Annotated in this window: 13 protein-coding genes and 1 pseudogene; 11 read left to right on the top strand and 3 right to left on the bottom strand. The window is 71.8% G+C overall.

Annotated elements, in window-relative coordinates:
* Positions 1-50: 50 nt before the first annotated feature.
* The 7 genes from FRANEAN1_RS17870 to FRANEAN1_RS17840 all read left to right on the top strand — a co-directional run bounded on the left by FRANEAN1_RS17870 (position 51) and on the right by FRANEAN1_RS17840 (position 6,804).
* Positions 51-611 carry a TetR/AcrR family transcriptional regulator gene (locus tag FRANEAN1_RS17870; RefSeq protein WP_020461225.1) on the top strand — a complete coding sequence of 187 codons (561 nt, stop codon included), beginning with the start codon at positions 51-53 and terminating at the stop codon, positions 609-611.
* A 233-nt stretch (positions 612-844) separates the two neighbouring features.
* Positions 845-1,981, top strand: a complete 1,137-nt coding sequence (locus FRANEAN1_RS17865) for an acyl-CoA dehydrogenase family protein (RefSeq protein WP_020461224.1) — start codon at positions 845-847, stop codon at positions 1,979-1,981.
* Positions 1,978-3,291 carry an acyl-CoA dehydrogenase family protein gene (locus tag FRANEAN1_RS17860; protein WP_020461223.1) on the top strand — a complete coding sequence of 438 codons (1,314 nt, stop codon included), beginning with the start codon at positions 1,978-1,980 and terminating at the stop codon, positions 3,289-3,291. Before FRANEAN1_RS17865 ends, FRANEAN1_RS17860 begins: the two co-directional genes overlap by 4 nt.
* Positions 3,292-3,303: 12 nt before the next feature.
* On the top strand, positions 3,304-4,488 hold the full coding sequence (locus FRANEAN1_RS17855; RefSeq protein ID WP_020461222.1) for an amidohydrolase family protein: 1,185 nt from the start codon (positions 3,304-3,306) through the stop codon (positions 4,486-4,488).
* A gap of 118 nt (positions 4,489-4,606) precedes the next feature.
* Positions 4,607-5,467 carry an SDR family NAD(P)-dependent oxidoreductase gene (locus FRANEAN1_RS17850; protein WP_020461221.1) on the top strand — a complete coding sequence of 287 codons (861 nt, stop codon included), beginning with the start codon at positions 4,607-4,609 and terminating at the stop codon, positions 5,465-5,467.
* 160 nt (positions 5,468-5,627) lie between these two features.
* Positions 5,628-6,185, top strand: a complete 558-nt coding sequence (locus tag FRANEAN1_RS17845; protein ID WP_020461220.1) for a nuclear transport factor 2 family protein — start codon at positions 5,628-5,630, stop codon at positions 6,183-6,185.
* 79 nt (positions 6,186-6,264) lie between these two features.
* The gene (locus FRANEAN1_RS17840) at positions 6,265-6,804 is read left to right on the top strand and encodes a nuclear transport factor 2 family protein (RefSeq protein WP_020461219.1); all 540 of its coding nucleotides are present in this window, start codon (positions 6,265-6,267) and stop codon (positions 6,802-6,804) included.
* Here the strand turns inward: FRANEAN1_RS17840 and FRANEAN1_RS17835 are convergent.
* Both FRANEAN1_RS17835 and FRANEAN1_RS17830 read right to left on the bottom strand, forming a co-directional pair.
* Complete coding sequence (locus tag FRANEAN1_RS17835) at positions 6,776-7,198, bottom strand: PPOX class F420-dependent oxidoreductase (RefSeq protein ID WP_020461218.1); 423 nt, start codon at positions 7,196-7,198, stop codon at positions 6,776-6,778. The genes FRANEAN1_RS17840 and FRANEAN1_RS17835 overlap by 29 nt on opposite strands.
* Before the next feature lie 143 nt (positions 7,199-7,341).
* Entirely contained in the window at positions 7,342-8,601 is a 1,260-nt protein-coding gene (locus FRANEAN1_RS17830) for an aromatic ring-hydroxylating dioxygenase subunit alpha (protein ID WP_020461217.1), read from the bottom strand.
* 243 nt (positions 8,602-8,844) lie between these two features.
* Here FRANEAN1_RS17830 and FRANEAN1_RS17825 point away from each other — a divergent pair, with 243 nt between their 5' ends.
* On the top strand, positions 8,845-10,467 hold the full coding sequence (locus FRANEAN1_RS17825; protein WP_020461216.1) for an aldo/keto reductase: 1,623 nt from the start codon (positions 8,845-8,847) through the stop codon (positions 10,465-10,467).
* 277 nt (positions 10,468-10,744) lie between these two features.
* Positions 10,745-11,101: a group 1 truncated hemoglobin gene (locus FRANEAN1_RS17820; RefSeq protein ID WP_041256099.1), complete on the top strand. Its 357-nt coding sequence runs from the start codon at positions 10,745-10,747 to the stop codon at positions 11,099-11,101.
* Between the two features lie 132 nt (positions 11,102-11,233).
* Here the strand turns inward: FRANEAN1_RS17820 and FRANEAN1_RS17815 are convergent, their stop codons facing one another.
* Complete coding sequence (locus tag FRANEAN1_RS17815; RefSeq protein WP_020461214.1) at positions 11,234-11,821, bottom strand: TetR/AcrR family transcriptional regulator; 588 nt, start codon at positions 11,819-11,821, stop codon at positions 11,234-11,236.
* A gap of 134 nt (positions 11,822-11,955) precedes the next feature.
* On the opposite strand from FRANEAN1_RS17815, the pseudogene FRANEAN1_RS43595 reads away from it, so the two are divergent.
* A pseudogene (locus FRANEAN1_RS43595) lies at positions 11,956-12,148 on the top strand (ABC transporter substrate-binding protein); the annotation flags it as partial.
* A 239-nt stretch (positions 12,149-12,387) separates the two neighbouring features.
* On the top strand, positions 12,388-13,632 hold the full coding sequence (locus FRANEAN1_RS17810) for a hypothetical protein (protein ID WP_020461213.1): 1,245 nt from the start codon (positions 12,388-12,390) through the stop codon (positions 13,630-13,632).
* The last annotated feature ends 16 nt before the right edge of the window (positions 13,633-13,648 follow it).

Below are 13,648 nucleotides of genomic sequence, written 5' to 3'. Positions count from 1 at the left end.
GGTCCACATCGGCAAGAGGTCCGAGCACATCGGCGCGAGGAGGTGCAGCGGTGGCCGGGTCCGAGCGCGCCGACGCCGCCCGCAACCGGGCGGCGATCCTCGCAGCGGCGGCGGACCTGTTCGACCGCGACGGCGCCGAGCAGGTGTCGATGAACGACATCGCCCGGGCCGCGGGGGTCGGCAAGGGCACCCTGTTCCGCCGCTTCGGCGACCGCACCGCGCTGATCGAGGCCGTCCTGTACCCGCGGGTCGCCGCGATGCTGACCCTCGTCGAGCAGGGGCCTCCCCCGCTCGGCCCCGGCGGGGAGCCGGTGGCCGCGCTGCACGCCTACCTCGACTCGCTGCTCGACTTCGTCTGGACGAACCGCACCCTCATCCGCGCGCTCGAGCACCACGGGCCGTACGCCTACTACGCCAACCCGTCCAGCCAGTACTGGATCAGCGAGCTCGCCCGGCGCCTCACCGCCGTGCGCCCGGGCGAGAACACCGACTACCTGACGCACATCCTGTTCACCGCGCTGCGGGCCGACGTCGTCGACTACCTGGTCTCCGGCCGCCGGATGGACCCCGACCGCGTCCGCGCCGGCCTGCACCGCCTCGCCGGCAGCTGACCGCCGACGTCAGCCCGCGGCGCCCGAATCATGCCCGGACCACCCTCTTGCGTATGTGGACCGGCGGTCCGTATCGTGACGGTCTAGTCCGCCGGACCGGTCCTGAACCACGGGCGCGCACCCCACGGTGTGCACCGCCCCGTGCGGCCGCGGTCGGACGGGAGCCCACGCGGCGCGACCCGAGCCGCGGCAGGCGTCGGGCAAGGGAGCCGAATGACGCGAGGTGACGGATCGTGCTGCTGGAGTTGAGTCCCGACCAGGAGGTCCTCAGGGAGGCGACCGCGAGATACCTCGCGGACCGGGTCCCGGCCGAGGCGGTCCGCCGCCTGCGCCACGACCCCGCCGGCTTCGAGGCCGACTACTGGCAGGGCGGAGCCGAGCTGGGGTGGACGTCCCTGCTGGTCGGTGAGGAGCAGGGCGGCGGGTCGATCAGCGGGTCCGCCCTGGTCGACCTGACGCTGGTCGCCCACGAGTTCGGCCTGCGTGCCGCGCCCGGGCCGCTGGCCGCCACCAACGTCGTCGCCGCCGCGCTGGGCGCGGCGGGCCCGGCGCACTCCGAGGTCCTGGCCGACATCCTGTCGGGTGCCACGGTGGCGGCGTGGTGCCTCGGCGGGCCGCCGCCGCTGGACCGGCTCGACAGCGTCGGCCTCGCCCTGCGGGTCGACGGCGACGACCTCGTCCTCGACGGGGTCAGCCGCCCGGTCGAGTCGGCCGCCCAGGCCGGGCACCTGCTCGTCGCCGCCCGCGGCGAGGAGGGGCTCACCCAGCTGCTGGTGCCCGCGGCCACGCCCGGGGTGACGGTGGAGCCGCTGCGCACGGTCGACCTGACCCGGCGCTTCTTCGCTGTCCGGATGGACGGCGTCCGGGTGCCGCGCGCCGCCGCCGTCGGCGAGGTCGGCGCGGCGGCCGACCAGATCGAGCGCCAGCTCCAGCGCGCGATCGTGATCCTCAACGCCGAGACTGTCGGCGCGATGCAGGCCGCCTTCGACATGACCGTCCGCTGGGCCTTCGAGCGTTACTCCTTCGGCCGGCCGCTCGCGTCCTACCAGGCGCTCAAGCACCGTTTCGCCGACATGAAGACCTGGCTGGAAGGCGCGCACGCCGTCAACGACAGCGCCGCGGCGGCCGTCGACGCCGGCTCGCCCGACGCCGGGGAGCTGGTGAGCGCGGCGAAGTCCTTCATCGGCGACTACGGGACGGAGCTGCTGCAGGACTGCGTCCAGCTGCACGGCGGGATCGGCGTGACCTACGAGCACGACCTGCACCTGTACCTGCGCCGCGTCACCGTGAACCGGGCGCTGTGCGGCACGCCGGCCGAGCACCGCCAGCGCGTCGCCGCCGTCGTCGAGCACCTCAAGGAGCGGGCATGACGTCCGACATCAGCACCGGCACCGGCTCGGCCGCCGGCGCGGCGAACGCGGAAGCCACGGAGAGCGTCGCGGACTTCCGCCGGCGGGCGCGGACGTGGATCCGCGCCAACCTGCGCCCACTCGAACACAACGAGGGCGCCGGCGTCATGCGGGCGGACACGACGGACGAGGAGGAGCTCGCCGCCGTCGCCCGCGAGCGGCAGATCCAGCGGATGCTGTTCGACGCCGGCCTCGCCGGCATCTGCTTCCCGCGCGAGTACGGCGGGCAGGGCCTGTCGCCGGAGCACCAGCGGGCGTTCAACGAGGAGATCACCGGCTACGAGTACCCCGGCCGGCTGCAGGCGCCGACGTTCTCGCCGTGCGCCGCGGTGCTCCTCGAGTTCGGCACACCGGAGCAGAAGAGCAGGCACCTCCCCGCCATCCTCAAGGGCGAGGAGATCTGGATGCAGTTCCTCTCCGAGCCGAGCAGCGGCTCGGACGTCGCCGGCGCGCTGACCACCGCCGTGCGCGAGGGCGACGACTGGATCCTCAACGGCTCGAAGATCTGGACGACCGGGGCCTGGTGGTCGGACTGGGCGCTCTGCCTGGCCCGCACGAACTGGGACGTCCCGAAGCACCGCGGGCTCACCGTGTTCATCATGCCGCTGCGCCAGCCCGGCATCGACGTCCAGCGCATCGAGATGCTCAACGGCAACAAGGAGTTCTGCCAGGAGTTCATCACCGACGTCCGGGTCCCCGACACCGACCGCATCGGCGACGTCGACAACGGCTGGACCGTCGGCACCCGGTGGATGTTCCACGAGCGGATGCTGCACAACTCCCCGTTCGTCACGGTGCCCGCCGGCTGGTCCTACGGCGGCGTCGACGCCACCGTCCTGGTGGACGTCGCCCGCGACGCCGGCCGCCTCGACGAGCCGCGGGTACGGGACCTCATCGGCGAGGGCCGGGTACTCGACCTGGTCCGCGAGTCGCTGCAGGGCCGGATCGGCCGCGGCGTCGTCTCCCGCCGGATGCCCGACCAGTCGGCCGCCATCGGGCGCCTGTTCGCCGGCATCGCCTCCACCCGCGTCACCAGCATGGCGTACGACATCGCCGGCTCGGCGGGCGCGGCCTGGAGCGCCGAGGACGGCGCGGTCGCCGAGTGCGGGAACGACTTCCTCCTGCGCCAGACCACCTGCATCGGCGGCGGGACCACCGAGATGGCCCGCAACGTGATCAGCGAGCGTGTCCTCGGCATGCCCCGCGAGCCCGCCCTCGACCGTGACCGTGCCTTCCGCGACGTGCCCCGCGGGGGATCCGGCCGCTCCTGACCAGGAGGTGTGATGCCCACCCACGACATTCCGGTGTTCGACGCCGACAACCACCTGTACGAGACCCAGGACGCGCTCACCAAGTTCCTGCCGGCGCGCTACCGGGGCGCGATCGACTACGTCGACGTGCACGGCCGGACGAAGATCGTCGTGCGCGGGCAGATCAGCCAGTACATCCCGAACCCGACCTTCGAGGTCGTCGCCCGCCCGGGGGCGCAGGAGGACTACTACCGGCACGGCAACCCCGAGGGGAAGACGTACCGGGAGATCTTCGGCAAGCCGGTGCGGTCCATCGACGCCTGGCGGGAGCCGGCCGCGCGCATCAAGGTCATGGACGAGCAGGGGCTCGACCGCACCCTGATGTTCCCCACGCTCGCCAGCCTGATCGAGGAGCGGATGCGCGACGACGCGGACCTCGTCCACGCCGTCATCCACTCGCTCAACGAGTGGCTGTACGAGACCTGGCAGTTCAACTACCAGGACCGGATCTTCACCACGCCGGTGATCACCCTGCCGATCGTGGAGAGGGCCGTCGAGGAGCTGGAGTGGGTCCTCGAGCGGGGCGCCCGGGTCATCCTCGTCCGGCCGGCGCCCGTGCCGGGCCTGCGCGGGCCGCGCTCGTTCGGCCTGCCGGAGTTCGACCCGTTCTGGGCCCGCGTGCAGGAGGCCGACATCCTCGTCGCACTGCACTCGTCCGACAGCGGGTACGCCCGCTACAGCGGCGAGTGGATGGGCGCCAACCGCGAGATGCTGCCGTTCCAGCCGAACCCGTTCCAGATGCTGCAGGCATGGCGGCCGGTCGAGGACGCGGTTTCGGCGCTCGTCTGCCACGGCGCGCTCTCCCGCTTCCCCCGGCTGAAGGTGGCCGTCGTCGAGAACGGGATGAGCTGGGTCGCCCCGCTGATGGACGCCATGAAGAACCTGTACAAGAAGATGCCGCACGACTTTCCCGAGAACCCGCTCGACGTGATCCGGCGCAACGTCTACGTCAGCCCGTTCTGGGAGGAGGACCTCGGCGCGCTGACCAAGGTCCTCGGTGAGGACCACGTGCTGTTCGGGTCCGACTATCCGCATCCGGAGGGGCTGGCGAACCCGGTCAGCTACATCGACGAGCTCGCCCACCTGCCGGAACCGCTCGTGCGCAAGCTCATGGGCGGCAACCTCGCCCAGCTCATGAAGGTCCCGGCCGCGGTCTGAGCGGCAGCGCCTGATGAACCTCGCGGGGTAGGTCCCCCGCCCGTGGTCCGGCCGGCCACCACGGTGCCGTCGGGGCGGCCGGCCGGACCACAGCCATGAACACCAGCTGGGAGTTCGCATGGGTTTACTTTCGGGCCGGGTCGCCGTCGTCACCGGCGCCAGCCGGGGCATCGGGAAGGGCATCGCGCTCGCGCTCGCCGACGAGGGCGCGACGGTCTACGTCACCGGGCGGACGGTGTCCCCCGGCTCGCATCCGCTTCCCGGCACGGTCGGTGAGACCGCGGCGGCGGTGGACCGCCGGGGCGGTCAGGGCATCGCCGTCCAGGTCGACCACGGTGACGACGAGCAGGTCGCCGCACTGTTCGAGCAGGTCGAGCGGGAGCAGGGCCGGCTGGACATCCTGGTCAACAACGCCTTCTCCCTGCCCGAGGACCTGACGGAGCCGAACCCGTTCTGGGAGAAGCCGCTGTCGAACTGGGAGATGGTCGACGTCGGGGTGCGGTCGAACTTCGTCGCCGCCTGGCACGCGGCGCGGCTCATGGTTCCGCGCCGGGCCGGCCTCATCGTGGCGATCTCCGGCTACGTGGGAGTGACCTACACCTACGGCGTCGTCTTCGGCACCTGCAAGTCCGCGGTCGACCGCATGGCCAGGGACATGGCCATCGAGCTCAAGCCGCACAACATCGCGTCGATCTCGCTGTGGCAGGGCCTCACCTTCACCGAGCGGGCCGAGCGCAACATCTCGCTGAACCCCGCGATGAAGGAGCAGCTCGTCACCAGCCCGACGATCGGCTGCTCGCCGGAGTTCCCCGGCCGCGTCATCGCGGCGCTCGTCCAGGACACGGACCTGATGCGGCACTCCGGGGGCACCTTCATCACCGCCGAGCTGGCCCAGGAGTACGGCGTCACCGACCTCGACGGGAAGGTCATCCCGTCCCTGCGGGCCCAGCGCGGCGCCCCCCTCTGGTCCCCCGTCTAGGCCCGCGAGCCGTCGGCGCCCCCCTGAACCAGAGGCGTCCCCACACGAACCGCGCCCCCTGGGTACGGCACGCAGAGCACAGAGCACGCCACCACAACCGCGACCCGCATCTGAACCCCGACGTCGACGCCGACGTCGACACACGCCACCGCGAGGGACGATGAGCCAGCCCATCACCACCGAGACGCTCGCCCGACTCGAACGACTGCTCGAGCGGCAGGACATCCATGACACCCTGACCCGGTTCAGCCGGGGCATGGACCGGTTCGACCGCGAGCTCTTCCTCTCCGCCTTCCATCCCGACGCCGTCATCGCCGCCGGTCCGTTCGTCGGCGGCCCGGTCGAGCTGTACGACTGGGCGTCCGCCGGGCATGAGCAGGGCCAGGTGGCCACCCACCACAACCTGCTCAACGTCACCATCGACATCGACGGCGACACCGCGCACACCGAGACGTACTACCTGTTCGTCGGGCGCAACCGCGATGACTCCAACTGGATCGCCGGTGGCCGCTACATCGACCGGCTGGAACGGCGCGCGGGCGAATGGCGGATCGCGCTGCGCACCAACGCCATCGAATGGTCGGGCCTGGTGCCCACCATGGAGATCCCGTTCTCCGACGTGCCGGGCATCCACCTCGACGGCGCTCCCGCCCGCGGCAAGGAGGACCCCTCCTACCGGCGCCCGTTGATCAACACCCGCAAGCCGCAGATTCCCTAGGCCAGGCCAGGCCGGGGCAGCCCAGGCCAGGGCGGCCGCCGCCCGTTCCACCCTTCGCCAACCACGAGGTGAGCCGGATATGAGTATCAGTGCCGACGACCTGAGCTTCGTCCTGGACCGTGAACAGATCCGCGACCTCCTCGCCCGGCTGGCCCGGGGCGAGGACCGGCGCGACGCGGATCTGATCAGCGGGGCCTACTGGCCGGACGCGACCGACGACCACGGCATCTTCCGCGGCACGTTCAAGGAGTACCTGGCGTGGGTCGTGCCCGGCGCGCCCTCGATTCCCGTCACCCTGCACACGCTGGGCCAGACCCTGATCGACGTCACGGGTGACACCGCGGTGGCCGAGACCCACGTCACCTCCTATCACCGGATCGACTTCGGCGAGGAGGAGCATGACGTCGTGATCGGCGGCCGTTACGTCGACCGGCTGGAGAAGCGGGACGGGGAGTGGCGCATCGCGCACCGCACCATGCTCTACGACTGGTTCCGGGATTTCGGGCAGTCGGTGGACTGGTCGCAGGGGGTCATGGGCACCCCGTTCCTCGCCGACCACTACGTGGGCAGCGCGAACGGCGACCACAGCGTCACGTTGTTCCAGCAGAAATCCCGCTGACCCCGCGCGCCCGCAGCGCCGTCCCGTCCGGATCGACACCCCAGCTGATGATCCGGACGGGATGGATGCGGATGACCTCGCGGCTGAGATGGCGCTGCGGCGGGTCCTGATCGGTCAGCGCCTCCGCCGTCCCCCGGATCTCCACGCCGCGCACCCGCCACGGGTCGACGGAGGCGATGTCGTCGACGACGAGGGACACCACGCCGGTGGCCGCGACGTTGCGGAACTTCCGGCTGGCGCCCAGGTCGTACCCGTGGATGTCGATCGTGCCGGTCGCCTCGTTGACGCGGAAGGCGACCGGAGAGTTCTGCGGCGCGCCGCCCCGGGCGACGGTCGCCAGCCGGCCGAGCCGCTGACTGGCCAGATACGCACGTTCGGTCTCGGTGAAGTCCATGCCGCCAGCCTCCGACATGAAGTGGACTTCAGGTCAAGGGAGTGGCGCCGGAGCCGGCGGAGCCGGACCGGGTCGGCACCAGACCAGACGCGCCCTACGGGGCAGCGCCCAACAGAGCAGCGCCCGGCCGCCGGCGTGCGGTGCTACCCCTGGTACCCGGCGACGTAGTCACCCGCGGTCTTGTGGAGGTGCCGGATGGCGATCTCCTGGTCGTTGAGCGGGAACCGCGAGACGGCGCGGGACTCGAGCATGGTCTGCGTGGCCTCGAGCGTGTTGCAGTCCTGCAGCGCGAACTCCTTGAAGGTGACCGCGGCAAGCTCCTGCCGGATGCGATCCTGCGCGGTCCGGGCCGGCACGAAGTACAGCGTGCCCTCGAAGATGTGCTGGTTGTACGCCGTCGGCCAGTAGTGGTAGGTGAGGTACCAGCCCGGCGCCCACACCACGATCATGAAGTTCGGGAAGAAGACGTAGGAGTCCAGGCCCCACGCCGGGTGGCCGACCGGGTTGACCCCTGACGGCAGCGGGTTCAGGCCCTCGATGTCGGGGCGGTCCCACGGCCCGAAGTTGCCGCTGCGCAGGACCCGCTCGATCGGCTTCACCATGTTGAGGTCCTTGGGCGGCGACATCCCGCCCCACGCCGACTGCATCGAGTGCGGCCCGTCGATGTCGTAGTGCAGTGACTCGTAGCCGTAGCCCAGCAGCTTGCGTGACTCGTCGCCCACGTACTGCTTCGCGTGCAGGACGGGCGCGTGGTAGAACTCCGCGAACGCGTCGATGTAGAGCTTCCAGTTGCTCCCGACCTCGGCCCGGTACTTGTAGACCTCGGTCATCTCGCCGAAGGGATAGCCCTCGAGTCCCTTCGCGAAGCGCCCCAGGTACTCGGCCAGCGATGTCGTGCCCTCGCTGTCGAGGTTGATGAAGATGAAGCCCTCCCACAGCTCACAGCGCACCGGTACCAGCCCGAGCTGCGACCTGTCGAGGTCGAAGAACTCCGACTCCTGCTGGACGAACGTGCAGGAGCCGTCGAGCCCGTAACGCCAGGCGTGGTACTTGCAGGTGAACTGCCGTGCCGTGCCGTGCGTCTCCTCCTGGGGGAAGTCGTTCCACACCAGCTTGTTGCCGCGATGCCGGCAGACGTTGTGGAACGCGCGGACCTCGCCTTCGGCGTCGCGGACGACGATCAGCGACGCACGCGCGGCGTGGATCTCCCTCGTGAAGTAGTTGCCGGTCCGCGGGATCTGCTCGACCCGGCCGACGTTGAGCCAGGTCCGCCCGAAGATCGCCTTGCGCTCCAGCTCATAGTGCTCGGGCGAGATCGAGTCCTCGAACGAGACGAACCCGGTACCGAGGTCCGGGTAGTGCTCGGTCCAGCTGCCCTCCGCGGGCTTCGGGAAGTGCGCCATCCGTCTACCTCCGAGCCGATGCACGTACGAGCCACGTGGCTACGGGCCGCCGCGAACTCCGAAACGATCCATCCGCGTGCTGTTTCTCCAGCCGCGTGAGTATGAACCATACGAGTCCGTATAGTTTGGGTCAACAGCCGGCGGCAACAGGCGGACCAGGACCGCGCCCGCCTCCCGTGAGGGCGCCCGGACGGCGCCGCCGTCGACCTTGACCAGAATCCGACGCACTCGTAGCTTTAGCGGATGGAGTCCAGGGCGGGTGGCGAGCGTTCGCGGGCCGGGCGCCCGACGGCGACGGAGGCAGCCAGGCTGACCGAGCGGCTCCGGCGGGCCGCCGTCGACACGTTCCTGGAGTCGGGTTACGACGGCACCACGATGGAGGCCGTCGCGCAGGCCGCGGGGATCACCAAGAGCACCTTGTATGCCCGCTATCCCGACAAGCGAACTCTGTTCATCGCGGTGAGCTCGTGGGCGCTCACCCGCCAGGAGCGCGACGAGCGCGTCCTCGAACCGCTGCCCGACGACCTCGCCGAGAGCCTGACCGTGATCGCGCGGGCGATCCTGGCCCGCTCGGTCGACCCCGACATCGTCCGCCTGAGCCGGATGGCGATCGCCGAGTCGGCGCGCTTCCCCGAGTTCGCGGCGAGCTCGCAGGCCGTCACCTGGTCACCGCGGGTGCAACTGATCATTGATCTGCTACGCAGGCACGAGAGCGCGGGCACCGTGGTCGTCGGGGACGTCGACCTCGCCGCCGAGCAGTTCTTCGCCATGGTCGGCGCGATGCCGGCGTGGCTGGCCGCCTACGGCATCTACCGGACCCCCGAGGTCGAGGAGGAGCACCTCCACCACGCGGTGAGCCTCTTCCTCAACGGCGTCCTGGCCAGGCCGGAGACCATGCCGGCCCCGCACCCGACCGAGGCCGCCAGGCCCGCCGGGGAGGGACCGGCCGTCCCTCGTGCGAGCTGGCCGATGGAGTACCGGCGGCTCGGCCGCAGCGGGCTGAACGTCTCGCGGCTCGCGCTGGGAGTCGCGGCTCTCGGCGCCGGGCCCGCGGACCATGACGAGCGGGCCGCGATCGGCGTCATCCACCGCTTCCTCGACGCCGGCGGCAACCTCCTCGACACCACCGCCGCGGGCGACATCGGCCGGGGTGGCACGGACCCGGACGGCGCCGCGGCGGAGCTCTGCGGCCGTGCCGTTCGGGACAGGCGCTCGAGCGTCGTCCTGGCCTCGAGCGTCGGGCGGCCGAGCGGGCAGGGCCCCCACGACGGCGGGAACAGCCGCCGTCACATCCGGGCCGCCTGCGAGGCGACCCTCCGCCGGCTCCGGACGGACTATCTCGACCTCCTCCAACTCGACGCCGACGACCCGACGACCCCGCTGGAGGAGACGATCGACGCGCTGGACGACCTGGTGCGCGCCGGGAAGGTCCTCTACGTCGGCGTCGCCAACCTGCACGTCTACCGGGTGACGAAGGCGCTGTCGGTCAGCGACCGGCTCGGCCGGGCCCGTTTCATCTCGTTCCGCGGCCCGTACGGCCTGCTCTCGCGGGAGCTCGAACACGAGCACCTCCCGCTGCTGGCGGAGGAAGGCCTCGGCCTGATCAGCACGAGCTCACTCCGCTCCCCCGGGCACGGGCACGGGCACGGGCACGCCACTGTCGCCGCCACGGAGGCCGCGGCGGCGGAGCTCGGGTGCACGACCACGCAGCTGTCGCTGGCCTGGCAACTGACGAGATCCGTCACCTCGATCACGCTCGACGTCGCCTCCGCGGCCCAGCTGGACGAGCACCTCGCGGCCCTGGGCATCGAGATCCCCACCGAGATCGCGGCAGCACTGGAACAGGTCTCCCGTCCCCAGGGGTAACGGTCCGCGGCCGCGCCGGCCGGCCGGTACGGCCGCGGACGGCGCGCCGCCCAGCTGACAGCGGCGCGGCGGCTTCGCCTGCTGATACGCGTGGCCGTGAGGAGCCGGGCGGCCCCCGACCGCGTGCCGTCCGTCGCTCTCGCGTCGACATTCGGCTCTTTCGAACGCGTTACCTGCGCGATTTAGTGGAAGTGTCGGAAATGTACCAATGCGGCCCATGGAAACGCGCGTGGTCACCGACCTCGGCTGGGCCCATCCTGCGAAAGCGAGACCTCTGATGAGTATCTACGACGCTATCGGTGGTGCGAGCGCCGTGCAGGCCGCGGTCGACGAGTTCTACGTCCGGGTGACGGCCGACCCCGAGCTCGCGCCCTTCTTCGCCGGCAAGGACATCCCGCGTCTCAAGGCGCACCAGCAGGCGTTCATCTCCGCGGCGATCGGCGGGCCCGAGGTCTACCAGGGCGGAGCGATCGCCTCGGTGCACTCCGGCCTCCGGATCACCGACGCCAACTTCAACGCCGTGGTGGACCACCTGGTCTCGGCGCTGAGCGGCCTCGGCGTCCCGGCGGAGACCACCGGCCAGATCGGAGCGGCGCTCGCGCCCCTGCGTGCCGACATCGTCACGGCGAAGTAGCGCCCACCGGCGCCGGGCCGTCCCAACAGGGCCGTCCCATCGGATGGGGCTCGGGGCCGTGCGCCGCCCGGCTGGTGAGGCCGACCAGCGCGGCCGGGCACGGCCCCGAGCGGCTCGGGCCGCGGCGCGGGCTCAGACGGCGACGAGTCTGTGCAGACCGGTGCGGACCTGCGACAGCGGCATCCCCCGCGCCGAGACCAGGTAGTCGACGGCGTTGGCCCGCAGCGCGGGGAACAGCACGTGCGCCAGGTATTCGGCATCGGCATCGGCGTCACCGCCGGGACGGGTGGCGGCCAGCCGCCGCGCCAACTCGCCGATCCAGAACTCGCTGAGTGGGCTGGTGTAGTAGGTCTCCAGGCTGTCATCCTCCAGGGTGCGGATGAGGGCCCGGTTGGTCCAGACGAACTCGAGCAGGGCGTCGAGGTAGGCGTTCAGGGCGTCGACGGGCTCGCCGCCGGGGCCGAGCGGCGCAGGCCCCTCCTCGACCCGCTCCCGCAGCGCGGCGGCGCGGGGGGCCAGCACCGCGTGGATCAGCGCCGCGCGGTCACCGACGCGGCTCAGCACCGTGGACCTGCCGACGCCGGCGGCCTCGGCGATGTTCTCCATCGAGACCGCCTCGACCCCGCCCCGCTCGAACAGGACAGCGGCCGCCGCCACGATCGCCGCCCGGCCGCAGGCGGTGTCCGATCTTTCCGGAGCCACTGCTCTTTCGGGAGCCACGGCGCTCCTCCCCTTGCGGAGGCGGACTGATGATCCGTATCGTAACAGTATTCCGGACCGGCGGTCCGTTTCTGTTGGTCGACAACACCCGCGGGCACCCGGCTTCCTGACCGGCGGGCACAGCGACGACGAGCCGGACGGCCTCGACCGAACCGGACCGGGAGAAGGCGTACGGCACTGTCCAGCAGCGGCTGACGGCGCTGTCTCCCGTGGTCTTCCTGGCCCCGGGCGGAGCCCGGCGCGGTGGCGGCGGGTAAGAACATCGGCGGCCTCGTGCAGTACGGCCTCGGCTCGCTGCTGCCCGAGAAGGTGTGGATCCAGAAGTAGCCCAGCTCCCCGCGGACGGAACGCGGGGCGGGGCGGGTGACCGCTCCACCCAGGCCGCCGGCGGCGCCATCACTCTTCGTGGCTCCCGGTGCCCATCCCGCGCGGTGGGTGGCGCCGCTCGGTGCTGGCCCTGCGCCACCGTGTAGAAATGCGCGGTCTGCCCGGGAGAGTCCCGGTGCGGCGCGTCCTGTGCCCCGCGAGCGGTCGCACGGGCGGCCGAGCGTCAGGAACCGGGGGCCATGCCGGACTCATCCGCTTTCGATGTGCTGATCGGGCTGGCGCTGCTCTTCGCCGCCTTCAGCCTCGCCGTGTCCCGGATCAACGAGGCCGTGCTCGCCCTGTTCCGCTACCGGGGACGCCAGCTCGAGGCCGAGCTTCGGCGGCTGCTCGGCGCCCGGCCAGCCGGCGCCCCCGACGGCGACCCTGAGGAGGGCCCCGACGGCGGCAACCCGCCGGACGTCGCCGCCGAGCTGCTGGACGGTCCGCTGCGCACCCCCCGTGCCACCGGCCGCAACGTCACCCCGCCGGCCATGGCGGATCACCCGCCCGTCTCCGGGTCCCTGGCCGCGGTGCGCCGGGCACGCATCCTGCGGCTGCCGTCGTACGTGCCGTCGACCGCCTTCGCCCAGGCGCTCCTCGACCGGGTCGACCCGCCCGCCCGGGCCATGCTGTCCCAGCTCCGCCCGGAGACCCTGCCCGACCATGTCACCGACGAGGCCCGGGCCGCCTACCGGCGCGCCTACGACGAAGCCCGACACGCCCTCGACGAGCGGACCGCCCAGGCGCTGTACGCCGCGATGCCCGCGGACCACCCGGCCGGGCGGGTGATGGCGGCCGCGCTCGTCGCCGCCACCGGCTCCGGCGCGGTCGGGACCATCGAGGACGGGCTCGCCTCGCTCCCCCCGTCGCCGGCGAAGGACGCCCTGATCGCGGCGACCGTCCAGGCCGCCGGGGACCGCGAGAAGATCGTCACCGAGCTGGCCCGCTGGTACGACGACGCCATGGACCGCCTCTCCGGCTGGTACCGGCGGCGTATCGCCATCTTCCTGCTCTGCTACGCGATCCTGCTGGCCGTCCCGTTCAACCTCGACGCGATCGGGCTGGCCCGGGCGTTCTGGCAGGACGGGACGGTACGCCAGGCCGCGGTGGCGGCCGCCCAGGTCGAGGTGACCTCCGACGGCGCGGCGGCACCCGACCAGCCCGAGCCCGACCAGCCCACGGCCGGCGAGGCGGCGGAGCAGGCGGTCCAGGCCGTGCGGGACGCCTCCGGACTCGCCGTCCCGATCGGCTGGGTGCACAACTCGGAGGAGCGGGACGACCCGCGGGAGGTCCCCGACTCCGTCGGCGGCTGGTTGCTGAAGATCGCCGGCCTCGCGATCGGCTGCTTCGCGCTCACCGCCGGCGCCCCGTTCTGGTTCGACCTGCTCGGACGGCTGGTCAACATGCGTGCCACCGGGCCCAAGCCCCGGGCCACCAACGGTTAGCACGGGCCGAAACCGG

The sequence above is a fragment of the Parafrankia sp. EAN1pec genome, assembly GCF_000018005.1.
In the GTDB taxonomy this organism is placed as follows: domain Bacteria; phylum Actinomycetota; class Actinomycetes; order Frankiales; family Frankiaceae; genus Parafrankia; species Parafrankia soli.
This window is presented reverse-complemented; position numbering and strand designations above follow the sequence as displayed.

What these genes read in the sequence shown, in the direction of transcription:
- FRANEAN1_RS17860 (WP_020461223.1), top strand. Translation starts at nt 1,978, where the DNA reads ATGACGTCCGACATCAGCACCGGCACCGGCTCGGCCGCCGGCGCGGCG.
- FRANEAN1_RS17855 (WP_020461222.1), top strand. Translation starts at nt 3,304, where the DNA reads ATGCCCACCCACGACATTCCGGTGTTCGACGCCGACAACCACCTGTAC.
- FRANEAN1_RS17850 (WP_020461221.1), top strand. Translation starts at nt 4,607, where the DNA reads ATGGGTTTACTTTCGGGCCGGGTCGCCGTCGTCACCGGCGCCAGCCGG.
- FRANEAN1_RS17845 (WP_020461220.1), top strand. Translation starts at nt 5,628, where the DNA reads ATGAGCCAGCCCATCACCACCGAGACGCTCGCCCGACTCGAACGACTG.
- FRANEAN1_RS17840 (WP_020461219.1), top strand. Translation starts at nt 6,265, where the DNA reads ATGAGTATCAGTGCCGACGACCTGAGCTTCGTCCTGGACCGTGAACAG.
- FRANEAN1_RS17835 (WP_020461218.1), bottom strand. Translation starts at nt 7,198, where the DNA reads ATGGACTTCACCGAGACCGAACGTGCGTATCTGGCCAGTCAGCGGCTC.
- FRANEAN1_RS17830 (WP_020461217.1), bottom strand. Translation starts at nt 8,601, where the DNA reads ATGGCGCACTTCCCGAAGCCCGCGGAGGGCAGCTGGACCGAGCACTAC.
- FRANEAN1_RS17825 (WP_020461216.1), top strand. Translation starts at nt 8,845, where the DNA reads ATGGAGTCCAGGGCGGGTGGCGAGCGTTCGCGGGCCGGGCGCCCGACG.
- FRANEAN1_RS17820 (WP_041256099.1), top strand. Translation starts at nt 10,745, where the DNA reads ATGAGTATCTACGACGCTATCGGTGGTGCGAGCGCCGTGCAGGCCGCG.
- FRANEAN1_RS17810 (WP_020461213.1), top strand. Translation starts at nt 12,388, where the DNA reads ATGCCGGACTCATCCGCTTTCGATGTGCTGATCGGGCTGGCGCTGCTC.